Below are 25,103 nucleotides of genomic sequence, written 5' to 3'. Positions count from 1 at the left end.
GCGCATGACAGCGGCATGATCGCGGCATGACGACAGCGCCCTACACTGTGCGCTGCCCGAAATCGTGGAAACGACGTTGTCCTCGCCTCTCCTCCAGCACCTCGCCGACCAGCTCGCCGATGCGCCATCGGGCGGGCTGTGCGTGGCCTTCAGCGGCGGGCCGGATTCCACCGCGCTGCTGCACGCGCTGGCCGCGCTGCCGCGCACGCATGCGCTGCGCGCCATCCACGTGGACCACGCGCTGCATGCGGACAGCGCGCAATGGGCGACCCATGCGCGGACCTTCTGCGCCGCGCTGGGGGTGCCGTGCACGGTGCTGCGCGTCACGGTCGACCTCCGCTCCGGCCGCGGCATCGAGGCCGCCGCGCGCGAGGCCCGCTACGCCGCGCTCGCCGCAAACCTCGCTCCGGGCGAGCGCCTGCTCACCGCCCACCACCGCGACGACCAGGTCGAAACCGTGCTGCTGAAACTGCTGCGCGGCGCCGGCCCGGAGGGACTCGGCGGCATGCGCGAGCGCCGGCCACTGGGCGCCGGCGAACTGTGGCGGCCGCTGCTGGCGCTGCCGCGCGAGGCGCTGCGCGATTACGTGCAGGCCCACGCGCTGGCCTGTCTGGACGATCCGGCCAACGCCGATCCGCGACTGCGCCGCAACCTGCTGCGTGGGGAGATCCTGCCGCGCCTGGCCACGCACTGGCCGCACGCCGTCGATGCCATCACCCACAGCGCCGCGCTCTGCCGCGACGCGGCGGACGCGCTGCGCGCGCAGTGGCTGCCCGCATTCGAGACCCTGCACGACCCGCGCAGCGACAGCCTCGACGCGGCGGGCTGGCGATTGCTGGCGCCGGCCCTGCGCGAACCGCTGCTCGATCACTGGCTGCACGCCCGCGGGCTGCCCGCTCCCGGCCGCGCGCAGCGCGCGCAGATCGAGCGGCAGCTCGGCGCCGGCGAGGGGCGCGTGCCCTGCATCCGCTGGCCCGGCGCAGAACTGCACGTGTGGAAAGGTCGGCTGTGGGCGCTGCCGCCGCCCGCGGCGATCGACCCGGCATGGCAGGCGCCCTGGTCGGGCGACCCGCTCGCCCTGCCCGACGGCGGCACGCTCACGCTCCACGGCGCCCTTGCCCAGCCGCTGACCTTGCGCCTGCGCCGCGGCGGCGAACGCCTGAAACCCGCAGGCGATCGTCACACCCGCGAACTGCGCGACCTGTTCCAGCAGGCCGCGCTACCGCCGTGGCAGCGCGCCGCCTGTCCGATGATCCACGAGGGCGACGTGCTGATCGCCGTCGGCGACCGCTGGCTGACCGAGCGCGGCGCGGCCCTGCTCGGCGCACCCGGCGAGCGCCTGCGCTGGCGGCCGGGGAGATAAGCGGAGGAGTGAAAGTCGAGAAGTGAGGAGTGAGAGAGGGCAGCTGCCGCCGCGCGCATCTCTCGTGCTTTCTCTCACTCCTCACTCCTCTCCACTCACTCCTCGCTCTTTGCGGCTTTTCCATTGCTTCATCGTCCCCGCTGCGTTAGCGTTCCCGGCCATGGCCAAGACCGCTCCCGCCCCCGCCAATCCCGCGCCAGCCGCCGACTTCGAGCACTCGCTCGATGAGCTCGAGCAGCTGGTGGCGAAGATGGAGGGCGGCGAGCTGAGCCTGGACGATTCGCTGGCCTCGTTCGAGCGCGGCATCGGCCTGTACCGCCACTGCCAGCAGGCGCTGGAGAAGGCCGACCTGCGCGTGCGCCTGCTGCTGGATCCCGACGCCCCCGAGAGCGCCGAACCGTTTGAACCCGAACTCTGAGCTTGGCCCCGCGCTGCAGGCGCTGATCGAGCGCGCCGACCGCGCGCTGGCCGCGGCCCTGCCCGCCGATGACGTCCCGCCCACCGATCTGCACCGCGCGATGCGCTATGCCGTGCTCGGCGGCGGCAAGCGGCTGCGCCCGCTGCTGGTCTACGCCGCCGGCCACGCGCTGGGCCGCGACGACGCGGCGCTCGACATGCCGGCCTGCGCGGTGGAACTGATCCACGCCTATTCGCTGGTGCACGACGACCTGCCGGCGATGGACGACGACGACATGCGTCGCGGCCGCCCCACCTGCCACATCGTGTTCGGCGAGGCGATGGCGATCCTGGCTGGCGACGCGCTGCAGGCGCTGGCCTTCGAGCTGCTGGCGCAGGCACCGGTGGAGCCTGCCACCGGCATGGCGATGCAGCGCACGCTGGGTCGCGCCTGCGGCGCCGAAGGCATGGCCGGCGGCCAGGCGCTGGACCTGGCCGCGGTGGGTCGCGTGCTGACGCTGGCCGAACTGGAATACATGCACGCCTGCAAGACCGGCGCGCTGATCCGCGCCTCGGTGCAGCTGGGCGCGATGGCCGCCGGCGCGGACATCGACACGCTCGATGCGCTGGACCGCTATGCCCACGCCGTGGGGCTGGCCTTCCAGGTGCGTGACGACATCCTCGACGTGGAAGGCGAGTCCGCGGTGATCGGCAAGACCGCCGGCAAGGACGCCGCCGCCGACAAACCCACCTTCCCCTCGATCCTGGGCCTGGAAGCCTCCCGCGCCCGCCTGGCCGAGCTCACCGACGAGGCGCTCGCCGCACTCGGCCCGCTCGACGCCCCGCACTCGCCACTGCGCGAGCTGGCGCTTTACGCCGCGCACCGGCTGCGCTGAAACTTCCCGCCACCCCACATGAAAAAAAGCAGCCCGAAGGCTGCTTTTTTTGTCGACGATAGGCAATCGCTCAGGCGATCAGGCGCAGCGCGAACGGGTAGCGGTAAGTGACGCCCTCGTTGGCCTTGATCGCAGCCATGATGATCATCACCAGCCACACGATGCCCAGCACCGGCAGCAGCACGAAGCCCACCAACACGAGCATCAGCAGACCGCAGATCAGGCCGGCGATCGCCACCGTGATGTTGAAGTTGAGCGCTTCCTTCGCCTGGTCGGCGACGAAGGGCATGGTGTCCTTCTTCACCAGCCAGATGATCAGCGGCGCGAGGAAGCAGCCGATGCCCAACCAGTGGCCGGTGAGCAGGCCGCCGATCAACGCGGACAGGTGGGCGAACATCGCCCACTGGCGCTCTTCGGCGGTCGGTGCGCCGACACTTGGCGCTTCGTCGTGCGGCGGCGGCGGGGGAACGACGTCATCGGGAGGAACGCTCATGGCCAGACCCTCGATAGTGGTGGCATACCGCCACGGCGTGGCGATTTGCCGCAGATGCTACCGCGGGCGCAGGCTCTTGCGCAGGGGGCTGATGGCCTATTCGCCGGCCACCGTCATGCGATCGAGCAGGATCGAGCCGGTGAGGATGTGCGAACGCGGGTCCACGTCGGCGCCCACCGCCTGAATTCCGCGGAACATGTCGCGCAGGTTGGCGGCGATGGTGATCTCCTCCACCGGGTAGACGATTTTCCCCTGCTCCACCCAGAAGCCCGAGGCGCCGCGCGAGTAGTCGCCGGTGGTGGTGCTCACGCCCTGGCCCATCACCTCGGTCACCAGCAGGCCGGTGCCCAGGCGCTGGAGCATGCCGGCGAAATCGCTGCGCTCGCCGTCGGCGCTACCGGCGTCGACGATGAGGTTGTGGATACCGCCGGCGTTGGCCGTGGTGGCCAGGCCAAGCTTGCGCGCGGAATAGCTGCCGAGCACATAGCGCGCCAGCACGCCGCCTTCCACCAGCGCGCTGTCGCGGGTGGCCACGCCTTCGGCATCGAACGCGCCGGAGGCCTGTCCGCCGATCAGGCGCGGGCGCTCGGCGATGTTCATCCACGCGGGCATCACCGCCTGGCCCACGTGGTCGAGCAGGAAACTGGCGCGGCGATACAGCGCGCCGCCGCTCACCGCGCCTACCAGATGGCCGATCAGCCCGCGTGCCAGCTCCGGCGCAAACAGCACCGGGCATTGCCGCGTCGACAGGCTGCGCGCGCCCAGCCGCATCAGCGTGCGCTCGGCGGCCTTGTCGCCCAGCGCCCTGGCGTCCATGAACTTCGCCGCGTCGCGCACGCTGTCGTACCAGTAGTCGCGCTGCATGCCGGCCTCGTCGCCGGCAATCAGCGACAGCGAGATCGAATGCCGCGTGCCGCGCTCGCGGCCCACGAAACCGTGCGAGTTGGCGTACACCGACAGGCTCTCGCCCATCTGCACGCCGGCACCGTCGGAGTTGCTGATGCCCGCGTGCGCGCGGCCGGCGTCCTCGATGCGCTGGCCCAGCGCGATGGCGCCGGCGGTGTCGATCGCCCACGGGTGCCACAGGTCCAGATCGGGGAAGTCGGTGGCCATCAGCGCCGCGTCGGCGAGGCCGGCGGCGGGGTCTTCCTCGGTGTAGCGGGCGATGGCGCAGGCCTGGTCGATGGTGGCCTGGATCGAATCGGGGTTCAGGTCCGCCGTGCTGGCCGAGCCCTTGCGCTGGCCGAAGTACACGGTGAGCCCGAAACCGCGGTCGCGCGTATGCTCCACCGTTTCCACCTCGCCCAGGCGCACGTTCACGCTCAGGCCCGTGTCGATGCTGGCGGCCACCTCCGCCTGGCTGGCGCCGGCGGCGCGGGCGCGGCGGATCACGTCCTCGGCCAGGCTGGCCAGGCGGTCCAGCTCGTCGCTGCTGCGGTCGGTAGGGAGGGCGATCTCGCTCACGTGGGATTCCTGCAAGGGGGGCGGGTAGAATGGACGACCCTCGCCGTCCGAATCCCCACAGATGGGGTCGCACGGACCGGTTGAAAAGAGCGCGCCAGTCTGGCCGCTGTGGAGAGTCCCATGCAACCAGCTGCCGGCATCTATCGTCACTACAAGGGCCAGCGCTACCGCGTGCTGGGCACCGCGCACCACAGCGAGACGATGGAACCGCTCGTCGTGTATCAGGCGCTGTACGGCGAGCACGGTCTGTGGGTGCGTCCGGCGGCCATGTTCTGCGAGACGGTGGAGCTGGAGGGCGAGCCGATCCCGCGCTTTGCGCTGGAGCAGGCCGACAGCGACGACACCCTTGCCCATCCATCCACCGGAACCCCCTCGTGAGCCCCAGTCGCAGCCGCAACCAGCACGAGCTGGACGACACCGAATACGGTCCCAGCCGCACCCAGCAGCGTCGCGACGCGCTGGCCGTGCTCGCTTTCGCCACCCAGCTGGTGGAGATGCAGCCGGCCAAGCTGGCCAAGATCGACCTGCCCGACGACGTGCGCAACGAGATCGCCAACGTGCGCCGCATCACCGCGCACATCGCGCGCAAGCGCCAGCTCGGCTTCCTCGCCAAGGTGATGCGCCGCTACGACGACGAGGCCTTCGCCGCCGCCCGCGCCGCGCTTGGTGTGAACCGCGAAAAGCTGCGGCAGGAGACCGCCGCCATGCACCGCATGGAGGCGCTGCGCGATCGCCTCATCGCCGAAGAGACATCCGACGACGCGCTGGCCGAACTCATCGCCCGCCAGCCTGACCTCGACCGCCAGCACCTGCGCTCGCTGATCCGCCAGGCGCGCATCGAGAAGGCCACGCCGAACAAGCCGCCGCGCGCCTATCGCGAGATCTTCCAGCTGCTGAAAGAGCTGGAAGCGGACGTCGACGATGACGCCTCTGGCGACGAAGCGGCGGACGACGACGACGCGTGACCATCTGACTCCCTCTCCCCGAGGGGAGAGGGAGCACGTGTCAGGACGCGGTACCGCCCACCGTCATTGAATCAATGCGCAGGGTCGGCTGACCGACGCCCACCGGCACGCTCTGGCCGTCCTTGCCGCACACGCCCACGCCCTCGTCCAGCGCCATGTCGTTGCCGATCATCGAGACGCGGTTGAGCACCTCGGGGCCGGAGCCGATCAGGGTGGCGCCCTTGACCGGGGCGGTGATCTTGCCGTCTTCGATCAGGTAGGCCTCGCTGGCGGAGAAGGTGAACTTGCCGTTGGTGATGTCCACCTGGCCACCACCGAAGTTGGGCGCGTACAGGCCCTTCTTCACCGAGCGGATGATCTCGGCCGGGTCCATGTCGCCGCCGCGCATGTAGGTGTTGGTCATGCGCGGCATCGGCAGCTGGGTGAACGACTCGCGCCGGCCGTTGCCGGTCGGCTTGACCCCCATCAGGCGGGCGTTGAGCTTGTCCTGCATGTAGCCGACCAGAATGCCGTCTTCGATCAGCGTGGTGCATTGGGTGGGCGTGCCCTCGTCGTCGATGCTGAGCGAGCCGCGGCGACCCTCCAGCGTGCCGTCGTCGACCACGGTGACGCCCTTGGCGGCCACGCGCTGACCGATGCGGCCGGCGAAGGCGGAGCTGCCCTTGCGGTTGAAGTCGCCCTCCAGACCGTGGCCGATCGCCTCGTGCAGCAGCACGCCGGGCCAGCCCGGGCCGAGCACCACGGTCATCTGGCCGGCCGGGGCGTCGATCGACTCCAGGTTCACCAGCGCCTGGCGCACCGCCTCGTCGGCAAAGCCGAGCGCGCGGCCGTTGGCGATCAGTTCGCCGTAGCTGTAACGGCCGCCGCCGCCGGAGTAGCCCTGCTCGCGGCGGCCGTTAGCCTCGGCGATCACCTGCACGTTGATGCGCACCAGCGGGCGCACGTCGGCGGCAAGCGTGCCGTCGGACGCGGCGATGAGGATGGTGTCCAGCGTGGCGGCCAGGCTCACGATCACCTGGGTGATGCGCGGGTCGCGCGAGCGCGCATAAGCGTCGACTTCGCGCAGCAGGGCGATCTTGTCCGGATTGGGCAGGCTCTCGACCGGGTCGATCGCCGGATACAGCGAGCGCACGTTGCCCAGCGCCAGCGGCTTGCCCGCGCCGCGGCCGTCCTGCGCGATGGCGCGCGCGGCCCTGGAGGCTTCCAGCAGCTGCGGCAGCACGATCTCGTCGGAATAGGCAAAACCGGTCTTCTCGCCGCTGATCGCGCGCACGCCCACGCCCTGCTCGATGGAGTGGCTGCCGTCCTTGACGATGCCCTCCTCCAGCGTCCACGACTCGCTGCGCGAATGCTGGAAGTACAGGTCCGCGGCGTCGATCGACGGCGCCATCAGCTGGTCGAACACGCGCTCCAGGTCACCGGTGGCGAGGCCGCCTGGCGTGAGCAGGCGCTGCTGGACTTGCTCGAGAAGTGTGGACATGGGCATCAGCATTGGTATCCGGAGTGACTGGCTAAGGTGGGGCCGCCGCGGGCGGCTTTAAAGCGCCGGCCAACGCGGCCATCCGCTACGATGCGCCAACGCCAGGAAAGCGTCCACGGGGGAAACGATCCATGCGGCCATCGTCCAAGCGCGAGCGCACGCGCGAAGCCATCGAGCACGCCCTGCACCAGCCGGTGACGGAGACCCGCGAGCTGCTGCGCAGCGATGGCGAGCTCCACGCCGGACTGGGCCGGATCAGCGGGGTCATCGCGCTGTCGCTGGGCGTGCTCAGCCTGCTCGCGGTGCTGGCGTTCCATTTCCCGCAATACCTGACCACGCCCGACCTGAGGCACAAGTATTCGGTGGACGTGCTGCGCCAGCTGCTGCTGGGCGGCCTGCTGGTGGCCGGCGGCATCTCGCTGGGCAACGTGGTGCTGGGGCGCTCGCGCAACATCAACGCGGTCGCGTTCGCCTTCGTGCTGGCGGCGACCGCGCTGGGCGGCTCGCGCGTGCCGGTGGGCAACTTTCCCGACCATACGCCGTACATCGGGCTGGACTGGTTCATCCTCGACCTGCTCGGCTCGACGCTGGTGTTCGTGGTGATCGAGAAGCTGTTTCCGCTGTACAAGGGTCAGGCCGTGTTCCGCAAGGAATGGCAGACCGACCTGAAGCACTTCGCGGTGAACCACTTCATCGTGGGTCTGGCGCTGCTGACGGTGAACTTCCTGCTGCACCACCTGTTCGGCTGGCTCACCGCCAGCGCGTTCCAGCAGGCGGTGCAGCACATCGCCTTCGTGCCGCAGCTGCTGCTGTGCATCCTGGTCGCCGACCTGGCGCAGTACTGGACGCATCGCGCCTACCACGAGGTGCCGTTCCTGTGGCGCTTCCATGCGGTGCACCACAGCACCAAGACGATGGACTGGCTGGCCGGCTCGCGCCAGCACATGCTGGAGCTCATCGTGACCCGGGTGGCGGTGCTGGCGCCGCTGTACATCCTGGGTTTCAGCGAGGGCGTGATGAACGCCTACATCCTGGTGGTCGGCTTCCAGGCGGTGTTCAACCACGCCAACGTGCACCTGCCGTGGGGGCCGCTGAAATACCTGGTGGTCACGCCGGACTTCCACCACTGGCACCACGCCTCCGACGACGAGGCGATCGACCGCAACTACGCGGCGCACTACGCCTTCCTCGACTACCTGTTCGGCACCGCGGTGAAGTCCACCCGGCGCTTCCCGGACACCTACGGGGTGGTGGGCGACTACATGCCCGATGGCTTCATCCGCCAGCAGCTGTTTCCATTCCGCGGACCGCCGAAACCGGCCGAACCGGCCGACTGAGGCCTCAACGAGCCGGCGCTGCCGAGCTTGCCGGAGCGGGATTCGGCGCAGCCGGTGCCGCGCTCGACGCCGCAGGTGCCGGTGACGGCGGCACGACCTTCGGCACGCGCTTCTCGATCAGCGTGATCACCGGCTTGTCCCAGCTGCCGGTGATCGCATAGCGCGCGCTGGCGGCCTTGTTGAGGCCCTTGCCGAGCAGGCCCTGCACCGCCAGCCCGGCCGCCGCGCCCACCGGCCCGCCGACCACCGCCCCCACCACCGGCAGGCTGTTGCCTACGTGCGGCACCACGTAGAGTTGCTGGTCGTAATCGCGGGCACGCATGCCGGTACGGCCGCTGACGGTGATCTCCGCAGCGGGGCCGCTGATCTTGAGGTTCTTGGTCGTGGCGTTGCCGTCGGCGAAATCGAAGCTGCCGTCGATGGTGTCGAAGGCCAGGCCCTTGCCGAACACGTCGCCGAAATCCAGCGTGAGCCGACGCGGCAGCTCGGCCAGCGAGACCAGGCCGAGCAGGCGGCCCATGCCCGGCGAGGTCGCCTCGGGAATGCGTCCGTCGGTCACGTGCACGTCGAGCTTGCCGTCGAGATTGGCCAGCGTGATCGCCGACGGCCCACCCGGCCAGCTGCCGTCGAGGTGGGCGCGCGTCTTGCCGCCGTTGAACAGGCCGTCGAAGCCGAGCGCGCCGAGCATCTTGCCGATGTCCTCGGCGGCGAAGTCGATGTTGAGATGGGTGCGGCTGTCTTCCGGCGTGCCGTTCCAGTCGCCGGCCGCGGTGATCTGCACGCTGCGCGACAGCGCGCGCAGCTGGTCCATGTGCATGCCGTTGGCGGTGGGCCAGCTCTCCAGTCGCGCCTGGCCAAGGCGAGCGTCGCCGAGGCGCAGGTCGTCCACCAGCAGGTGCAGCGGCGGCAGGCTGGACGGCTTCACGCCGGTGCGCGCGGCCTGCTGCGGCGTGGGGCCGGTGTCGGGCAGGGCCTTGCCGTTGGTGTCCTTCGGCGTCTCGGCCTTGGGCCAGTACAGGCGCTTGAGCCGCGCGGTGATGCCGCGCTTGTCCAGGTCGGTCGTGGGCACCTGGAAGTGGCCCGCCAGGGTGGCGCCGTCGGCATCGATGGAAAGCTCGCCGGCCTGGGGCTGCACCTGCAGGCGCAGCCCGGGGAAATCGCTGCCGAACAGCGTGGCGTGATCGGCGCTGAGGTCGATGCTCTCCAGCGAGGGAGCGCCGGCACCGCTGCTGCCGGCGACCACGTGCTGGATCCAGCCGCTGACGTCCAGGCGATCGCCGTGGCCGCGCACGCGCAGACCCTGCGCCGGAACGGCGTCGGGCATCTGGTCGCCCAGCGCCAGCGTGCCGCCGAGCGGTTCGCCGCCGGCACCGGGCAGGCGGAAGCGCGCACGCAGGATATCGCCCAGCGATACGCGCAGATCCGCGGCCGCGGTGGGGAGCGGCAGGCTCACGTGCAGCTGCTCGGCGCTGGACGCCGGCTTGTCCAGCGGCGCAGGCAGCTTGAGCGCGATGCCCTGCAGGGTGGAGTCGACGCTGAGCGTCTGATGCCACGGGGCATCCTGCGCATCGCGGGCGATGTCGAAGCCGACGCGCACGCTGCTGCGCCCCTCCGAAGCGTCGCCGAGCCAGGCGATCGCCGGCTGGTCCTGCACCAGCTCGGCCAGGCTGTAACGCCCGTCCAGGCTGGCCGACAGCATCGCGTTGGGGTCGCCGGTGGCGCCGGCCAGGCGCATCTGCAGGCTGGACGGCTGGCCGCGAAAACCTGCCTGCAGCGGACCGGCAGTGAGCCCGTGCGCGTCGAACTGCAGCGGGCCGTTGAGCTTGTCCAGCTGCAGCTTCCACTCCGGCGCGCTCAGGTCGGCATCGGTGAGCTGCGCGGTGCCGTTGAGCTGCAGCTCCGAACCGGGCTTGAGCGGCAGGAGCAGGTGGAAATCGAAATCGCCCTTGCCGCCGAGCTTGAGCTTGGCCAGCGTGGCGGCCTCGCGCGCGGCGATCGGGCTGTGGCTGACGAAATCCATCAGGCTTCCGCCACTGCCGCTGCCGCTGGCGTTGAGATCGAGCATGGCGTCGCCGAACTCGGGGATCAGCGCCACCGCGTGGTCGAGCTGCACGCCCCGCGCCTCGCCGCCGGTGGCCTGCACCAGCATGCCGTTGTCGATGAAGTTGGCCACCACGGCGAGGTGCTCGGCGCGCGGCCAGTTCTCGCCGTAGTCCAGCGTGAGGTCGCCGATGCGCGCCTGCGCCTCGAAGCGCCCCTCGTTGTGACGGAACGGCCAGTCGGCGAGGCTGCCGCGCACCAGCGCATCGCCGCCGTCGACGTGGCCGGCGACCAGTGCGCGATTCAGCCACGCCACCGCCTTGGGCGACATCGTCTGCGGCCAGAACAGCTTGGCCGCGGCAATGTCGGCATGGTCGACGTGGGCGTAGAGGTCCAGGAACGGTGCGCCGCCGTCGACCGGCAGCAGCACCTCGCCGCGCGCCTGGCCGGCGAAACCGGCACCGGTGAAATCCAGTGCGTCCGCGCCCAGGTGGGTGCCGTCCTCGTCCCGCCACGCAGCCACCGTGCCGCCGAACTGCGACAGCTCGAACGGCTGCGCGAAAGCATGCGGAAATCGCAGCACGGTGGCCTGCGCGGGCATCTCCAGCGTGACCGCCTGCGCGTCGCCACGCAGCGTGCCGTCGAGCCGGTCGATGCCCGGCAGGCGACCGACCGGATCGATCCCCACGCCCTGCAGCTGCGCCTGCAGCCGCAACAGGCCGGGCCCGCGCTGCCATTGCAGGTCGGCGCTGGCGATCTGGCCACGTGGCTTGCCCGCGCCCAGCCACTGCGCAAGCGCCGGCGACAGGTTCGGCTTGAGCGCCAGCCACGGCACCAGTGGCGCGAGCTGCAGGTGACTGGCGGCCACGCCAAGCCGCATCTCGTCGGCGGAAGGTCGGTGCAGCACGGCCACCAGCGCGCTGCCGTCGGCCCCGGCCCAGGCCAGCCGGTAGCCGTCGACGGTCTGGCGGATCTCGGTGATGCCCTTGATCGCCGCCACCTCGGCCCGGTTGCCGTCGGGCCCCAGCAGCGAGACGTCGGTGAGGTCGGTCTGCAACAGGCTGCGCACCACCTTGCCGGCACGCCAGTCCAGCCACGCCGCCAGCTGGCCGTGGCCGCGTTCGGCCGTATAGCCGGCAAAAACGGCGTCGCCCAGCATGGCCTTCACATCGAGGTTGTCGCCGGCCAGCCACACGCGCCCGCTGCTGCCGTCGTCGCGGAAATCGCCCGCGGCGCGGATCGTGCCGCCGGCCCCCGGCCGGCTAAGCCGCGCGCCCAGCCGCACGCGGCCGGAATCCAGGCCCACGCGCAGTTGTTCGGCGAGCACGTTGTAGTGGCGATCGGTGCGCTGGTCGGCGATGTCGATATGCAGGTCGTCCAGCCACAGGTCCAGCGACAGGTTGCCCAGCGACACCGGCGCGGACGACTCGCCGCCCGCCGTACCGATGCCACTGATCGCCCAGCGCCCGTCGGCACCGCGGCTCAGGTCCAGCTGCAGGCCGCGCGCGTGCACGTTCAGCAGGTGTCGCGAGGGCAGCAGCCAGCCGCCGAAGTCCAGTACGAGGTCCGCCTGCGGGATGCGCAGCGGCGCCTGCCCGGCATCCGCCGCGCCGATGGTCACCCCGCGCAGGGCGAAGCTGGGACCGGCCGGCGTCCAGCGCCCCTGCATCGACTCGAAGCTCACCGGCCGCTGCAGCCGCTGGCTCAGCTGCGCGGCCACCCACTGCGGGTGCTGCGCCAGTTCCGGCAGCAGCACCTGGGCCAGCGCGGCGATCACCGCCAGGGTGATCAGGCACACGCCGACCGTCCAGCCGAGCGCACGCGCCAGCGCGTGCGCATGTCGTGCCCAGGAGGATTTCACCGGAGGTCGCCCGCGCCGCGCAGCGGGTTACAGCAGAACCACATCGAACTGTTCCTGGGAATAATGCTCTTCGGCCTGGAAGCGTATGCTTTTGGAGATGAACTCCTCCAGTTCGGCCACCGCGCTGGATTCCTCCTCCAGGATGCGGTTGACCACCTGCGGGCTGGCCATCACCAGCAGTTTGGCCGCATTGAACTGGCGCACGGCGCGGGTGATCTCGCGGAAGATCTCGTAGGTCACCGTCTCGGCGGTCTTCAGCGTGCCGCGGCCGGAGCAGGCCGGGCACGGCTCGCACAGCTGGCGCTCCAGGCTTTCGGTGGTCCGCTTGCGGGTCATCTCCACCAGTCCCAGCGCCGACATCGGATACACCGTGGTCTTGGCGTGGTCGCGGGCGAGACCCTTCTCCAGCATGCGGATGACCTGGCGCTTGTGCTCCTCGTCGGTCATGTCGATGAAGTCGATGATGATGATGCCGCCCAGGTTGCGCAGGCGCAGCTGGCGCGCGGCCGCCTGCGCCGCTTCGAGGTTGGTTCGGTAGACGGTCTCTTCCAGGTTGCGCGTGCCGAGGTAGCCGCCGGTGTTGACGTCGATGGTGGTCATCGCCTCGGTCTGGTCGACGATCAGGTAGCCGCCGGATTTGAGCGGCACCTCCTTCTTCAGCGCGCGCTGGATCTCGTCCTCCACGCCGTAGAGATCGAAGATCGGGCGCTCGCCGTCGTAGTGCTCGATGCGGTCGTCCAGGCTGGGCATGAACTTGTGCACGAACTTGACCACCTTCTCGAAGGTCTCGCGCGAGTCCACGCGCACCTTCTCGATGGTTTCGTTGAGCGCGTCGCGCAGGCTGCGCAGCGGCAGCGACAGCTCCTCGTACACGCGCTCGCCTACTTTCGCCTTGGCGATGTTCTCCTGCACCACGCGCCACACCTTGCCGAGGTAGGTCACGTCGAAGGCCAGCGATTCGGCCGACTGCCCCTCGGCATTGGTTCGCACGATGTAGCCCAGGCGCGGCGTACCGGGCACATCCTCGCCGATCAGCGGATTGAGCACGTCCTTCAGGCGCTGACGCTCGGCCTCTTCCTCGATGCGTGCGGAAATGCCCAGCGTGCGCGCGTGCGGCAGCAGCACCAGGTAGCGCGAGGGAATCGACAGGTGGGTGGAGAGCCGGGCGCCCTTGGTGCTGATCGGGTCCTTCACCACCTGCACCACGATCTCCTGGCCTTCGTGCACCAGCTCGCTGATCGAGGGCACGTGGCCGTTGCCGTTCGTCTCCCCCTCCACGCCGGGGATCGCCGGCCGGATGATGTCCGAGGCGTGCAGGAACGCCGCGCGGTCCAGCCCGATGTCGACGAACACCGCCTGCATGCCGGGCATCACCCGCTGCACCCGGCCCTTGTAGATGTTGCCCACGTAGCCGCGCCGCGAGGCGCGTTCCACGTGCACCTCCTGCAGCATGCCGTTCTCGACGATGCCGACACGGGTCTCGCGCGGCGTCACATTGATCAGGATCTCTTCGCTCACCGCATTACCCCTGCCCGGAACGACCTTTATAGCGGCTGCCTTGGCGCACTGTCGATGCGCGCGCGCCCTTGACTTTGGCCGCTTGTGACAGCGGCCACCGCCGTCGCTCAGGGTATGCCGTCTGGCGCCGGCGAGGGTACCGCGGCGCCGTCTTCAGGGTGCGGGCTGCGCTGCGGCGGCGGGGGGTAGCGCACCGGCCGTCTGGCCACGTCACCCGGGGCCTCTGCCGGCTCGGAACACTCGCCGCGCCAGCGCGGCAGGGCCTGCGGGAAATTGGCCTGCACGAAGGCCAGCAGGCCCTCGCGCACGCGGCAGCGCAGGTCCCAATTGCGGCCCGAGTCGGCCGAGCTGACCAGCGCGCGCAGTTGCATGGAGTGCTCGCTGGCATCGGTGACCTGGAGCACGCAGACCCGGCGATCCCACTCCGGCGCCTCGCGGCACAGCCGCGTCAGCTCCTCGCGCAGGGGCGCCATGGGCACGCGATAGTCCAGCCACAGGAACACGGTGCCGATGATCTGCGCGCTGGCGCGCGTCCAGTTCTGGAACGGGTGCTCGATGAACCAGTTCAGCGGCACCACCAGCCGCCGCTCGTCCCAGACATGCACCACCACGTAGGTGCCGGTGATTTCCTCGATGCGGCCCCACTCGCCCTCGATGATCACCACGTCGTCCAGCCGGATCGGCTGGGTCAGCGCGATCTGCACGCCGGCGATCAGGTTGCTCAGCACCGGCTTGGCGGCCAGTCCCAGCGCCAGTCCGGCCAGTCCGGCGGAGGCGAGCAGGCTGGCGCCGACCTGGCGCACCTGCGGCAGCGTCATCAGCGCGGCGGCCAGCCCCAGCAGCACGATCAGCACGCTGGCGGTGCGGCCGAGCACGCGCGCCTGGGTCAGCACCCGCCGCGCGTGCAGGTTGTCGGCCACGTCCACCGGGAAGCGGCGCGTAAAAAACGCCTGCGCCGCTTGCACGCAACGCACGCCCAGCCAGCTGGCCACGCCGATCAGCGCCACCACCAGCACGTGCGAGAGCAGCGATACCGGGGCCAGCAGCGCCGACTCGGGACGCGCATGCAGCACGACGGCGAGCGCTACCAGCGGTACCAGCCAGCCCATCGGCGCGCGGGCGAAGCGCAGCATGTCGCGGGCCATCGGGTGGTGCGCGCTGAGCCGCCACAGCAGCGCACGGATCGCGCGGTGCAGCGCGATCGCCAGCAGCAGGGCCACGGCCGCGCTCGCCATCAGCCGGAACACTGCCGAGCGGGTCCACAGGTCGAGCAGGAAGTCCATCATGTCCCCAGCGTGGCAGCGCGGGCGTCCACGTCATGTGGGCACAGTGATCACGTAAAGTGAGCGGATGACTCCGACACCGATCCTGCTCGCCTGGAGCGGCGGCAAGGACTGCCTGATGGCCTTGCAGCGGCTGCGCGCCGATCCGCACTGGCAGGTGGTCGCCCTGCTCACCACGGTCAATCGCACCTATGAGCGCATCGCCATGCACGGCGTGCGGCGCGACATCCTGCAAGCGCAGGCGGCCTCGCTCGGCCTGCCGCTGGTGGTGGCCGAGATGGAATGGCCCGGGTCCAACGACGCCTACGAGGAAGCCCACGTCAACGCACTGGCCGAGGCGCGCATGCGCTGGCCGGGCGTGCGCCATTGCGCCTTCGGCGACCTGTTCCTGCAGGACGTGCGCGACTACCGCGTACGCCAGCTCGGCCGGGCCGAATGGCGCGCGGTGTTTCCGATCTGGGGCGAGGACACCGCCTCGCTGTCGCGCCGCTTCGTGGCCGAAGGTCATCGGGCCGTGCTGTGCTGCGTGGACACGCAGCAGCTTGATGCGTCGTTCTGCGGCCGCGCGTTCGATGGCGCCCTGCTCGATGCCCTGCCCGTCGGCGTCGACCCGTGCGGCGAGCGCGGCGAGTTCCACACGCTGAGCTTTGGCGGGCCGCTGTTCCGCACACCGCTGCATCTGCGCAAGGGCGAGTCGGTATTGCGCGACGAGCGCTTCCAGTTCACCGACTTCCTGCTCGATGACGCCTCGCTCTGACGATCACATCCTGCCGGACATCCTGCAGGGCGGACTGGCGCTGGTGTTCTGCGGCACCGCGGCCGGCACCCGCTCGGCGCGGGAGGGCGCGTACTACGCGCATCCGGGCAACCTGTTCTGGCGCGCGCTGGCCGAGGCGGAGCTGACGCCGCGGCTCTACGCGCCTAGCGAGTTCGCTCAGCTGCCGGCGCTGGGCATCGGCTTCACCGACCTGGCCAAGTTCCACAGCGGCAACGACAGCGAGCTGCCGCGCGATGCGTTCGATGTGCCGGCGCTGGCGGCGAAGATCGAGCGCTTCGCCCCGCGCTGGCTGGCCTTCACCAGCAAGCACGGGGCGAAGGCGGCGCTGGGGCGCGCGATTTCGGACTACGGAATGCAGCCGGAGCGCATCGGCACCACCCGGGTGTTCGTGCTGCCCTCGCCGTCGGGACAGGCGCGGGGGCATTGGTCGATCGGGCCGTGGCTTGAGCTGGCGGAACTGGTACGTGGGGACTAGAGACGCGTGATGACCGGCATCGCCGTTGTGGAGCGCTTCCGGCGTGACCAGCCATGCGGCTGTTGAGAGCCGCCGGGATGACGGTTAGGGAAAGTCGAGGCCGTCAAGGAAGGGGCGAGCGGGCACCGCGCTCTCAGCTCGTCATCCCGGCGAAAGCCGGGATCCAGTGACTTTCTCTCGCCCCCAAACAAAACGGGCGCCCGAAGGCGCCCGTCGGTCTGCTGCGTGCAGGCCTTGTTACATCTCGACGCAGTCGAACCGCACGTCCGACGCCACGTCCTGCGCGTAATCCACGTCGCTGCGGTCGAAGCCGAACAGCTTGAGGAAGTCGTGGCGGTAGCCGGCGTAGTCGGTGAGCTGGTTGAGGTTTTCGGTGGTCACGGTGGGCCACAGCGCCTTGCACTCGGACTGCACGTCGTCGCGCAGCTCCCAGTCGTCCAGGCGCAGGCGGTGCTCGTCATCCAGCTTCGGCGCGGCGCCGTCGGCGCGGTAGAGGAAATCGCGGAACAGGCGGTTGATCTGCTCGATGGTGCCTTCGTGGATGCCCTTGGCCTTCATGATCTTGAACACCATCGACACGTACAGCGGGATCACCGGAATCGCCGCGCTGGCCTGGGTCACCACCGACTTCATCACGCCGACGTAGGCATCGAGGTGCTTGCCGGCGAAACGCTCGCGCAGCGCCGCCGCGGTGTTGTCCAGGTGCTGCTTGGCCCGGCCCAGCGTGCCGTGCCAGTAGATCGGCCAGGTGATCGAGGTGCCGACGTAGCTGTAGGCGACGGTCTTGGCGTGATCGGCCAGCACGCCGGCCTCGTTCAACGCCTCGATCCACAGCGCCCAGTCCTCGCCGCCCATCACGGCGACGGTGTCCTCGATCTCCTGCTCGGTGGCCGGCTCCACGGTGACGGTGACCACGGTGTCGCGGTTGGTGTCGATCGAGGTCGCGGTGAACGACTCGCCGATCGTCTTCAGCGCCGAGCGCTTCAGCTCGCCGGTATCGGGCAGCTTGCGTACCGGCGAGGCGAGCGAATAGACCACCAGGTCGATCTGGCCACCCATCTCGGCCTTGATGATCTCGATGGCACGGGCGCGCGTCTCGTTGGAGAACGCATCGCCGTTGATCGATTTGCTGTACAGGCCCGTCGCCTTGGCCGCCTGGTCGAACGCGGCGGAGTTGTACCAGCCGGCGGTGCCGGTCTTGGTCTCGCTGCTGGGCTTCTCGAAGAACACGCCGAGCGTGGCCGCGCCGTGGCCGAACGCGGCGGTGATGCGCGAGGCCAGGCCGTAGCCGGTGGAGGCGCCGATCACCAGCACGCGCTTGGGGCCGTTGCCGCTCTGGCCGCTGGCCCTGGTGATGTCGATCTGCTCGATCACGTTGTGCGCGCATCCCACCGGGTGGGCCGTGATGCAGATGAAACCGCGGACTTTGGGATTGATGATCATGCGTTCGCTTCGACCGTGGCGGGGCAAAGGCGCATCTTACCCGGCACCGGGAGCCATGCGCCGCAGTAGGGTCCGGCACCGCGTCGGCAGATGCAGAAGGCCCGCGACGGCGGGCCTTCTGCATCGATTCACGGGCGCTCGGCGATCAGTCGATCGGCGTCTGTCGATATTTGCCCACGTCGCGCTCCTGTACCGGCGCGGCGTGGTTGCCCCAGGCCTGGCGGATGTAGCTCACCACCGCGGCCACGTCGGCATCCTTCAGCGACTGCGCGAACGGCGGCATCGAGTAGGGCCGCGGGTTGCCGGCGGTCACCGGCGGGAATCCACCCAGCAGCACCACGCGGATCGCGTTGATGCCGGCGGGCTCGTCCACCGAGGAGTTGCCGTTGAGCGGCGGATACACGCCGACGACGCCGTTGCCGTCCTTGCCGTGGCAGGCGGCGCACTGGCGGTCGTAGATCTCGTTGCCGTGCTTGACCAGCGCCGTGGTGTCGATCGCCGATGTCGCCACCACCGGCTGCGGCCGCGGCGGCAGCGACTCCAGATACGTGGCGACGGCGGCGAGATCCGCGTCGGTCATGTGCTGGGTGCTGCGCGAGACCACTTCGGCCATCGGCCCGAACGCACTGCCCTTGGCCGACTGGCCGGTCTTGAGCAGGTCGACGATGTCCTGCCGGCTCCAGCCGTGCAGGCCGCCGTGGGCCTGGGTGCTGAGATCCGGCGCGTACCAGTCCTGCGCGGGGATCTGGCCGCCGGACAGCGCCGGCTGATCGGGCACGCCGCCCAGCGCGTCGCGCGCCACGTGGCATTCGTTGCAGTGGCCCAGGCCCTGCACGAGGTAGGCGCCGCGGTTCCACTCCGGCGACTTCGACGTATCGGGCTGGTACACGCCTTCGCGGAAGTACAGCGTGCGCCACGCGGCCAGGCCGCTGCGCACGCTGTAGGGAAACTTCAGTCCCAGCGCCTTGGCCGGCTGGTGCACCGGCGCCAGCGACTTGAGGTAGGCGAACATTGCCAGCGCGTCATCGCGGGTGACCTTGGTGTACGAGGTGTACGAGAACGCCGGATACAGGAACTCGCCGTGCCGACCTATGCCCGCGTGCAGCGCCTGCCAGAAATCGGCAAAGCTCCAGCGACCCAGACCGGTTTCGTCGTCCGGCGTGATGTTCGGCGAGGGGATGTTGCCGAACGGCGTGGGCACCTCATGCCCGCCAGCGAACGGCGCGCCGCCGCGCTGGGTGTGGCAGGCGGCGCAGTCGCCCACCGTCGCCAGGTACTTGCCGCGCGCGATCAAGGCGGGATCGGACAGGTTCTCGCCGGCCGCCAGCTGGCCGGTGCGCACCAGCGCCGCGTCACCACGATGCGCGGCGAACAGCCACCAGCCCACCGCGCCGAGCGCGAGCACGAGCAGCACGAGGAAAGAGCGGATGAGCCACTTCATGCGCCGTCTCCCGAGCGGGCGGTGGACGGCGTCGCGCTGGCACCCAGCACGCCGCACTGCAAAGGCGGTTGCACCGAGCCGGCCGGCTGCGCGTGCATGTCGGCCGGCAGCTCGCGACTGGCCAGCCAGGCGGACACGGCGGTGATGTCCGCGGGGGTGAGGCGGTTGGCGATGGTCGCCATGCAATCGGGCGCGGCCGCCGCGCGGGTACCGGTGCGCCAGGAGCCGAGCTGGGAGCTGACGTAGTCGTACGGCAGGCCGACCAGCCCCGGGGTCGACGGCGCCACGCCGGTGAGCTGGCTGCCGTGGCAGGCGGCACAGGCGGGAATCTTGAGGGTGGGATCGCCGTGCACGGTCAGCGCCTCGCCGCGGGCGAGCAGCGCGTCGGACACCTTCGGTGCGGGCGAGCGGGTGTAGGGCACCTGCTGCGCGGCGAAGTACTCGGCGATCTCGTGCATGTACGCGTCACTCAGCGGGCGCGTGGTGTATTCCATCGGCCCGTACTTGCGCAGCCCCTGCTGGAAATAGCGCAGCTGGCGCGCCAGGTAGTCGGCCGGCTTGCCCGCCAGTCGCGGGAAGAAGCCGCTGTCCGGCGTGCCCTCGCCATGCTCGCCGTGACAGGCGGTACAGGAGGCGATGCGCTGGGCCAGCGTGTCGGGCACGGTGTGCGGTGCGCCGTCTTCGGCATGTGCCGCGACGGTGAAGAGGGATGCGAGCAGCAGCGCCGCCCAGCGTCGGGGAAAGGAGGGAGTGGTCATGACCAAAGTATAGGTCCCCGGGTGGCATGCGATCGGTGAGCGAGCCGCTACTCTGGGGAAATCGCGACAACCTGTCGCAACGCCCACCGACCGGAGACACCCTCCATGCGCCTGTCCGTGCTGTCCGCCGCCCTCGCAGTCACCCTGCTCGCCACCGCCGCGCCGGCGCAATCGACCGATCCCGCCTACGCCTCGCTGGCCCAGCTGCAGCAGGCGATGCGCGAGGGCACGCTGAGCTCGCACACGCTCGTGCAGCAGTCGCTCGATCGCATCGAGCGGATCGACCGCCACGGCCCGACGCTGCGCGCGGTGATCGAGACCAATCCCGACGCACTCGCACTCGCCACCCGCGCCGATGACGCCCGCGTTCAGACGGCCAAACCGGGCCTGCTGTACGGCATCCCGGTCTTGCTCAAGGACAACGTGGACACCGGCGACCGCATGCTCACCACTGCCGGTTCGCTGGCGCTGGCCGACGCGCCGGCGCCGCACGACGCGCCGCTGGTGGCGAAGCTGCGCGCGGCCGGCGCGATCATCCTGGGCAAGACCAACCTCAGCGAGTGGGCCAACTACCGTTCCACCCACGCCAGCAGCGGTTGGAGCGGTCGCGGCGGACAGACGCGCAACCCGTACGCGCTGGACCGCAACCCCTGCGGCTCCAGCGCCGGCTCGGGCGCGGCGGTGGCGGCAGGCTTGGCGCCGGTGGCGATCGGCACCGAGACGGACGGCTCGATCATCTGCCCCTCGGCCAGCAACGGGCTGGTCGGCATCAAGCCCACGCTGGGTCTGGTCAGCCGCAGCGGCATCGTGCCGATCAGCCACAACCAGGACACCGCCGGCCCGATGGCGCGCAGCGTGGCCGACGCGGCTGCCCTGCTCAGCGTGATCGCCGGCAGCGACCCGGGCGATCCCGCCACCAAGGACGCCGACCGGCACGCCACCGACTACACCCGCTTCCTTGATGCGAATGCGCTCAGGGGCAAGCACATCGGTGTGGTGCGCGCACTGGTCGGCGCCGAACCGAACGCGGACCGCGCTCTGGAGCAGGCGATCGCGGTGATGAAGGCGCAGGGCGCGATCATCGTGGACCCGGTCACGCTGCCGCATCTGGACGAACTGGGCGAACCGGAAGGCACCGTGCTCAGCTACGACTTCAAACACGACATCAACGCCTACCTCGCCACCCGCACCGGCCTGAAGGTGAAGACGCTGGCCGACCTGATCGCATTCAACGCCGCCCATGCGGAACAGGAGATGCCCTGGTTCGCGCAGGAACTGTTCGAGCAGTCGCAGGCGCGCGGCCCGCTGACCGACAAGGCCTACCTCACGGCGCAGGCCAAGGCCAAGCGTCTGGCCGGCCCCGAGGGCATCGACGCGGCTCTGGCCAAGCATCATCTGGACGCGCTGCTGGCGCCCTCGTCCGGCCCGGCCTTCATGACCGACCCGGTGCTGGGCGATCACATTGTGGGCGGCGGCGCCACCGAGCCGGCAGCGGTGGCGGGCTACCCGTCGATCACCGTGCCGGCGAGCTTCGCGCACGGCCTGCCGGTGGGCATCGTACTGTTCGGTGCCAAGTGGAGCGAGCCGACGCTGATCGGCATCGCCTATGGCTTCGAGCAACACACGCATGCCTTGCAGGCGCCGCGCTTCCTCGACACCGTGGGCGGCACGCCGCAGCTCGCGCACTGAGCCATCCTCGGCAGCGTCGGCAACGCGCCCGCGAACCGTCAGATCGAAGCCCGCCACGACCGCTAAGGTGCGTCGGTTTCCGCCACCTCATGGAGCCACGCATGCGCCTTCGCCAACGATTCGTCCTCGCCGCCGCTGGTTTGATATTGGCCGCCAGCGTCGGCGCCACCGATGCAGCCTCGCCCGGCGCCGCCATGCGCGCCACCTGGCGCCAGCCGCAGGTGCCGGAGCGTATCTACGGCAACACCTGGTACGTCGGCAGCCGCGGCCTGAGCGCGATCCTGATCACTTCGCCCAAGGGCCACGTGCTGATCGACGGCACGCTGGCCGGGAACGCGCCGATGATCGAGGCGAACATCCGTGCGCTCGGCCTCCGCCTGCGCGACGTCAAGCTGATCCTCAACACCCACGCGCACGGCGATCATGCCGGTGCGATTGCGGCGCTGGCGCGTGACAGCGGCGCTGAGGTGGTGGCTCGCTCGGCGCAGGCCCGCGCGCTGCGCGAGGGCGGCGAGGACGTGGACGATCCGCAGCACGGCGATGCGCCGCTGTTTCCGGCGGTGAAGACCGTACGCGTGATCGGCGACGAGGAGACCGTGCGCGTGGGTCCGCTGGCGATCCAGCCGCACGCCACGCCCGGTCACACGCCGGGCAGCACCAGTTGGACCTGGACCTCTTGCGAGGGCACGCGCTGCCGGGCATTGGTCTACGCCGACAGCCTCACGCTGCTCGCCGCGGGCAACTACCGCTACACCGATCCGGCCCATCCCGAACGCCTGGGCGACTTCCGCCGCGCACTGGCCATGCTCTCCGCCCTGCCCTGCGACATCCTGATGACGCCGCATCCGGAGGCGAGCGACCTGCTCAAACGCCTGGCCTCACGCGACGCCGGGAATCGCGACGCGTTGCGCGATCCGCAGGCGTGCAAGGCGTATGCGCGGCTCGGCGAGCAGTCGATGCAGCAGCGCGTCGCTGCCGAAACAGCGATTGCGCGGTAAGCCGGTGACCTACGCCATGCCGCCGGACTTGCGCACGATCAGCATGGCCAGCTCCAGCGACTGCTCGTAGTTGAGTCGCGGATCGACGGTGGACTTGTAGGCGCGATCGAGGTCGAGCTCGACCAGATCGCGCGCGCCGCCCAGACACTCGGTGACGTCTTCGCCAGTGAGTTCCAGATGCACGCCGCCCAGCCGCGTGCCGGCCGCGGTATGGATGTCGAACGCCTGGTCCAGCTCGCCGCGGATATTGTCGAAGCGCCGCGTCTTGTAGCCGTTGGAGGTGCTTTCGGTATTCCCGTGCATGGGATCGGCCACCCACAGCACGCGGCGCCCCTCGCGCTTCACCGCCTGCAGCAGCGGCGGCAGCTTGTCGGCGATGGCGCCATGGCCCATGCGGTGAATCAGCGTGAGCCGGCCGGGTTCGTCATCCGGATTGAGCGCATCCATCAGCGGCAGAAGCTGCTCCGGCGTCACCGACGGGCCGATCTTAACCGCCACCGGATTGCGGATGCCGCGGAAATACTCCACGTGCGCGCCGTCGAGCGCGGCGGTGCGCATGCCGATCCACGGAAAATGCGTGGACAGGTTGAACCAGCCGGGGTGGCGCGGCACCTGGCGGGTGAGCGCCTGCTCGTAGTGCAGCAGCAACGCCTCGTGCGAGGTGAAGAAATCCACCCGCGAGAACCCGGTGATCGGCCCGGCCAGGGTTTCCATGAAGCGCAGCGAGTCGCCGATCGAGGCGACCATCTGCCGGTACTCCGCCGCCATGGGCGAATGCTCGACCCAGGCGAGATCCCAATACTCCGGATGGTGCAGGTCGGCGAAGCCACCATCGATCAGTGCGCGCACGAAGTTCATCGTCAGCGCGGAATGCGCGTGCGCCTGGATCAAGCGCTGCGGATCGGCACGCCGCGCCTCGGGCGTGAACGCAGGCGCGTTGACCACGTCGCCGCGAAAACTCGGCAGCGTCACGCCATCGCGCGTCTCGGTATCCGTCGAACGCGGCTTGGCGTACTGCCCGGCAAACCGGCCCACACGCAACACCGGCTTCTTCAGCCCGTGCACCAGCACCAAGCTCATCTGCAGCAGCACCTTGAGCCGGTTGGAGATGATCGGACTGGTACAGTCGGCGAAGCTTTCGGCGCAGTCACCGCCCTGCAGCAGGAAGCGGTGTCCGTCCTGCGCCTCGGCCAGCGCCTGCTTCAGCGCCAGCACCTCCCAAGAGGTCACCAGCGGCGGCAGCGCGGCCAACTGTGCCGTCGCCGCGGCCAGCTCGGCGGCGTCGTCATAGGTCGGTTGTTGCAGGGCTACGCGCCGTTGCCACGACATCGGGGACCAGTCCTGGCCGGCCGGCATCGGCATCTCGTGCGGGGACGACACGGTCATGTCAGGCCGCCCGCCGACGCGTCGCCAGCACCGTCCACACGGCCAGCAGCACGAACCACAGCAGGGTCCACGCCGGCATCGGCAACCCCAACACGGGCTGCAGCTTGGCGCACTCACCCGAGCCGGTGAATACCAGCTTGAGCACCTTGGCAAAGGGGAACGTGTCGAGCATGTAGCTCAGATCGCCGCCGCACTGCGGCACCTCGTCGGCCGGCAGCGACTGGATCCACAAGTGTCTCGCCGCCACGACGATGCCGAACGCCGCGCCGAGCAGCACGCCGCCGGTGTACACCCAGCGACCGCGGCCGCGCGGCGCGTGCACCGCGGCCAGCAGGAAAAACACGCCCATCACCATGAAACCGATGCGCTGGAAGATGCACAGCGGGCACGGAATCATCGCCAGCACGTGCTCGGCGTAGAGCGCGTAGCCGAGCAGGCCGGCGCAGATCAGGAACCCGGCAAGGGCGACGGAACGGTAAGACCAGGCAAGAGGATTCATGGCGACGTGGTGCAATGCGGTAGTCGACATTAACCCGTCGCCGGGCCGCTGTCAGCACGCGGCGACGACGACCGTGCGACCAACAAAAAGCCCCGGCAGGTCACCCGGCCGGGGCTTTTTGGTCTGGACGTCCGAACGTCCGTCGGGGCCGCTTACTCGGCGTCGACGGCTTCAGCCAGCTGCGGGCGATCGACCAGCTCGACGTACGCCATCGGGGCGTTGTCGCCCGGACGGAAGCCGCACTTGAGGATGCGCAGGTAACCACCGGGACGCTCGCGGTAGCGCGGCCCCAGTTCGACGAACAGCTTGCCCACGGCCTGCTTGTCGCGCAGGCGCGAGAAGGCGAGGCGGCGGTTGGCGACACCGTCGGTCTTGGCGAGCGTGATCAGCGGCTCGGCCACGCGACGCAGTTCCTTCGCCTTGGGCAGGGTGGTGCGGATGAGCTCGTGCTTGAACAGCGACGAAGCCATGTTGCGGAACATCGCTTCGCGATGGCTGCTGGTGCGATTGAGCTTGCGACCGCTCTTCATATGACGCATG

22 protein-coding genes are annotated in these 25,103 nt (G+C 69.9%); 10 read left to right on the top strand and 12 right to left on the bottom strand.

Annotation, left to right across the window (positions count from 1 at the left end; all coding sequences use genetic code 11):
* The first annotated feature begins 76 nt into the window (after positions 1-76).
* The 3 genes from tilS to ISP17_RS05655 all read left to right on the top strand — a co-directional run bounded on the left by tilS (position 77) and on the right by ISP17_RS05655 (position 2,655).
* Entirely contained in the window at positions 77-1,363 is a 1,287-nt protein-coding gene (tilS, locus tag ISP17_RS05665; RefSeq protein WP_404630860.1) for a tRNA lysidine(34) synthetase TilS, read from the top strand.
* A gap of 160 nt (positions 1,364-1,523) precedes the next feature.
* Positions 1,524-1,781, top strand: coding sequence for an exodeoxyribonuclease VII small subunit (locus tag ISP17_RS05660; protein ID WP_404630858.1), 258 nt, complete (start codon positions 1,524-1,526; stop codon positions 1,779-1,781).
* Entirely contained in the window at positions 1,765-2,655 is an 891-nt protein-coding gene (locus ISP17_RS05655) for a polyprenyl synthetase family protein (protein ID WP_404630856.1), read from the top strand. The genes ISP17_RS05660 and ISP17_RS05655 overlap by 17 nt, the downstream gene beginning before the upstream one ends.
* Before the next feature lie 70 nt (positions 2,656-2,725).
* Here the strand turns inward: ISP17_RS05655 and ISP17_RS05650 are convergent, their stop codons facing one another.
* Both ISP17_RS05650 and pmbA read right to left on the bottom strand, forming a co-directional pair.
* Positions 2,726-3,148, bottom strand: a complete 423-nt coding sequence (locus tag ISP17_RS05650; protein ID WP_404630854.1) for a DUF4870 domain-containing protein — start codon at positions 3,146-3,148, stop codon at positions 2,726-2,728.
* 96 nt (positions 3,149-3,244) lie between these two features.
* Positions 3,245-4,612 (bottom strand): metalloprotease PmbA, encoded by a 1,368-nt coding sequence (gene pmbA / locus ISP17_RS05645; RefSeq protein WP_404630852.1) that lies wholly within the window; start codon positions 4,610-4,612, stop codon positions 3,245-3,247.
* 120 nt (positions 4,613-4,732) lie between these two features.
* On the opposite strand from pmbA, the gene ISP17_RS05640 reads away from it, so the two are divergent.
* On the top strand, positions 4,733-4,990 hold the full coding sequence (locus tag ISP17_RS05640; protein WP_404630850.1) for a DUF1653 domain-containing protein: 258 nt from the start codon (positions 4,733-4,735) through the stop codon (positions 4,988-4,990).
* Entirely contained in the window at positions 4,987-5,577 is a 591-nt protein-coding gene (gene yjgA / locus ISP17_RS05635; RefSeq protein ID WP_404630848.1) for a ribosome biogenesis factor YjgA, read from the top strand. Before ISP17_RS05640 ends, yjgA begins: the two co-directional genes overlap by 4 nt.
* A 40-nt stretch (positions 5,578-5,617) precedes the next feature.
* Here the strand turns inward: yjgA and tldD are convergent, their stop codons facing one another.
* Positions 5,618-7,057: a metalloprotease TldD gene (gene tldD, locus ISP17_RS05630; protein ID WP_404630846.1), complete on the bottom strand. Its 1,440-nt coding sequence runs from the start codon at positions 7,055-7,057 to the stop codon at positions 5,618-5,620.
* Positions 7,058-7,188: 131 nt separating this feature from the next.
* Between tldD and ISP17_RS05625 the strand changes: the two genes are divergently transcribed.
* Positions 7,189-8,394 carry a sterol desaturase family protein gene (locus tag ISP17_RS05625; RefSeq protein ID WP_404630844.1) on the top strand — a complete coding sequence of 402 codons (1,206 nt, stop codon included), beginning with the start codon at positions 7,189-7,191 and terminating at the stop codon, positions 8,392-8,394.
* A gap of 4 nt (positions 8,395-8,398) precedes the next feature.
* Here ISP17_RS05625 and ISP17_RS05620 read toward each other — a convergent pair whose 3' ends face one another.
* The 3 genes from ISP17_RS05620 to ISP17_RS05610 all read right to left on the bottom strand — a co-directional run bounded on the left by ISP17_RS05620 (position 8,399) and on the right by ISP17_RS05610 (position 15,048).
* On the bottom strand, positions 8,399-12,295 hold the full coding sequence (locus ISP17_RS05620; protein ID WP_404630842.1) for a YhdP family protein: 3,897 nt from the start codon (positions 12,293-12,295) through the stop codon (positions 8,399-8,401).
* A 27-nt stretch (positions 12,296-12,322) separates the two neighbouring features.
* Positions 12,323-13,813 (bottom strand): ribonuclease G, encoded by a 1,491-nt coding sequence (rng, locus tag ISP17_RS05615; RefSeq protein WP_404630840.1) that lies wholly within the window; start codon positions 13,811-13,813, stop codon positions 12,323-12,325.
* Between the two features lie 107 nt (positions 13,814-13,920).
* The gene (locus ISP17_RS05610) at positions 13,921-15,048 is read right to left on the bottom strand and encodes a mechanosensitive ion channel family protein (RefSeq protein WP_404631451.1); all 1,128 of its coding nucleotides are present in this window, start codon (positions 15,046-15,048) and stop codon (positions 13,921-13,923) included.
* 115 nt (positions 15,049-15,163) lie between these two features.
* Between ISP17_RS05610 and ISP17_RS05605 the strand changes: the two genes are divergently transcribed.
* Together ISP17_RS05605 and ISP17_RS05600 are read left to right on the top strand one after the other, a co-directional pair.
* The gene (locus ISP17_RS05605) at positions 15,164-15,853 is read left to right on the top strand and encodes a Dph6-related ATP pyrophosphatase (protein WP_404630838.1); all 690 of its coding nucleotides are present in this window, start codon (positions 15,164-15,166) and stop codon (positions 15,851-15,853) included.
* Positions 15,837-16,349 carry a mismatch-specific DNA-glycosylase gene (locus tag ISP17_RS05600; RefSeq protein ID WP_404630836.1) on the top strand — a complete coding sequence of 171 codons (513 nt, stop codon included), beginning with the start codon at positions 15,837-15,839 and terminating at the stop codon, positions 16,347-16,349. Before ISP17_RS05605 ends, ISP17_RS05600 begins: the two co-directional genes overlap by 17 nt.
* 237 nt (positions 16,350-16,586) lie before the next feature.
* Here ISP17_RS05600 and fabV read toward each other — a convergent pair whose 3' ends face one another.
* The 3 genes from fabV to ISP17_RS05585 all read right to left on the bottom strand — a co-directional run bounded on the left by fabV (position 16,587) and on the right by ISP17_RS05585 (position 19,991).
* Positions 16,587-17,792 (bottom strand): enoyl-ACP reductase FabV, encoded by a 1,206-nt coding sequence (fabV, locus tag ISP17_RS05595; RefSeq protein ID WP_404630834.1) that lies wholly within the window; start codon positions 17,790-17,792, stop codon positions 16,587-16,589.
* 145 nt (positions 17,793-17,937) lie between these two features.
* Entirely contained in the window at positions 17,938-19,233 is a 1,296-nt protein-coding gene (locus ISP17_RS05590; RefSeq protein WP_404630832.1) for a c-type cytochrome, read from the bottom strand.
* Complete coding sequence (locus tag ISP17_RS05585; RefSeq protein WP_404630830.1) at positions 19,230-19,991, bottom strand: c-type cytochrome; 762 nt, start codon at positions 19,989-19,991, stop codon at positions 19,230-19,232. The genes ISP17_RS05590 and ISP17_RS05585 overlap by 4 nt, the downstream gene beginning before the upstream one ends.
* 105 nt (positions 19,992-20,096) lie before the next feature.
* On the opposite strand from ISP17_RS05585, the gene ISP17_RS05580 reads away from it, so the two are divergent.
* Entirely contained in the window at positions 20,097-21,680 is a 1,584-nt protein-coding gene (locus ISP17_RS05580; protein WP_404630828.1) for an amidase, read from the top strand.
* A gap of 101 nt (positions 21,681-21,781) precedes the next feature.
* Positions 21,782-22,678: a subclass B3 metallo-beta-lactamase gene (gene bla / locus ISP17_RS05575; RefSeq protein ID WP_404630826.1), complete on the top strand. Its 897-nt coding sequence runs from the start codon at positions 21,782-21,784 to the stop codon at positions 22,676-22,678.
* A gap of 9 nt (positions 22,679-22,687) precedes the next feature.
* Here the strand turns inward: bla and ISP17_RS05570 are convergent, their stop codons facing one another.
* The 3 genes from ISP17_RS05570 to rplQ form a co-directional block, all read right to left on the bottom strand.
* Positions 22,688-24,064, bottom strand: coding sequence for a class II 3-deoxy-7-phosphoheptulonate synthase (locus ISP17_RS05570; RefSeq protein WP_404630824.1), 1,377 nt, complete (start codon positions 24,062-24,064; stop codon positions 22,688-22,690).
* 1 nt (position 24,065) lies between these two features.
* Entirely contained in the window at positions 24,066-24,563 is a 498-nt protein-coding gene (locus ISP17_RS05565) for a disulfide bond formation protein B (protein WP_404630822.1), read from the bottom strand.
* Positions 24,564-24,715: 152 nt separating this feature from the next.
* Positions 24,716-25,102 carry a 50S ribosomal protein L17 gene (rplQ, locus tag ISP17_RS05560; RefSeq protein WP_404630820.1) on the bottom strand — a complete coding sequence of 129 codons (387 nt, stop codon included), beginning with the start codon at positions 25,100-25,102 and terminating at the stop codon, positions 24,716-24,718.
* Between the last annotated feature and the right edge of the window lies 1 nt (position 25,103).

This window comes from Dyella ginsengisoli, assembly GCF_044904665.1.
Lineage (GTDB): Bacteria > Pseudomonadota > Gammaproteobacteria > Xanthomonadales > Rhodanobacteraceae > Dyella_A > Dyella_A ginsengisoli.
This window is presented reverse-complemented; position numbering and strand designations above follow the sequence as displayed.

What these genes read in the sequence shown, in the direction of transcription:
- ISP17_RS05660 (WP_404630858.1), top strand. Translation starts at nt 1,524, where the DNA reads ATGGCCAAGACCGCTCCCGCCCCCGCCAATCCCGCGCCAGCCGCCGAC.
- ISP17_RS05650 (WP_404630854.1), bottom strand. Translation starts at nt 3,148, where the DNA reads ATGAGCGTTCCTCCCGATGACGTCGTTCCCCCGCCGCCGCCGCACGAC.
- ISP17_RS05640 (WP_404630850.1), top strand. Translation starts at nt 4,733, where the DNA reads ATGCAACCAGCTGCCGGCATCTATCGTCACTACAAGGGCCAGCGCTAC.
- tldD (WP_404630846.1), bottom strand. Translation starts at nt 7,057, where the DNA reads ATGTCCACACTTCTCGAGCAAGTCCAGCAGCGCCTGCTCACGCCAGGC.
- ISP17_RS05625 (WP_404630844.1), top strand. Translation starts at nt 7,189, where the DNA reads ATGCGGCCATCGTCCAAGCGCGAGCGCACGCGCGAAGCCATCGAGCAC.
- ISP17_RS05610 (WP_404631451.1), bottom strand. Translation starts at nt 15,048, where the DNA reads ATGGCGAGCGCGGCCGTGGCCCTGCTGCTGGCGATCGCGCTGCACCGC.
- ISP17_RS05605 (WP_404630838.1), top strand. Translation starts at nt 15,164, where the DNA reads ATGACTCCGACACCGATCCTGCTCGCCTGGAGCGGCGGCAAGGACTGC.
- ISP17_RS05600 (WP_404630836.1), top strand. Translation starts at nt 15,837, where the DNA reads ATGACGCCTCGCTCTGACGATCACATCCTGCCGGACATCCTGCAGGGC.
- fabV (WP_404630834.1), bottom strand. Translation starts at nt 17,792, where the DNA reads ATGATCATCAATCCCAAAGTCCGCGGTTTCATCTGCATCACGGCCCAC.
- ISP17_RS05590 (WP_404630832.1), bottom strand. Translation starts at nt 19,233, where the DNA reads ATGAAGTGGCTCATCCGCTCTTTCCTCGTGCTGCTCGTGCTCGCGCTC.
- ISP17_RS05585 (WP_404630830.1), bottom strand. Translation starts at nt 19,991, where the DNA reads ATGACCACTCCCTCCTTTCCCCGACGCTGGGCGGCGCTGCTGCTCGCA.
- ISP17_RS05580 (WP_404630828.1), top strand. Translation starts at nt 20,097, where the DNA reads ATGCGCCTGTCCGTGCTGTCCGCCGCCCTCGCAGTCACCCTGCTCGCC.
- bla (WP_404630826.1), top strand. Translation starts at nt 21,782, where the DNA reads ATGCGCCTTCGCCAACGATTCGTCCTCGCCGCCGCTGGTTTGATATTG.
- ISP17_RS05570 (WP_404630824.1), bottom strand. Translation starts at nt 24,064, where the DNA reads ATGACCGTGTCGTCCCCGCACGAGATGCCGATGCCGGCCGGCCAGGAC.
- ISP17_RS05565 (WP_404630822.1), bottom strand. Translation starts at nt 24,563, where the DNA reads ATGAATCCTCTTGCCTGGTCTTACCGTTCCGTCGCCCTTGCCGGGTTC.
- rplQ (WP_404630820.1), bottom strand. Translation starts at nt 25,102, where the DNA reads ATGCGTCATATGAAGAGCGGTCGCAAGCTCAATCGCACCAGCAGCCAT.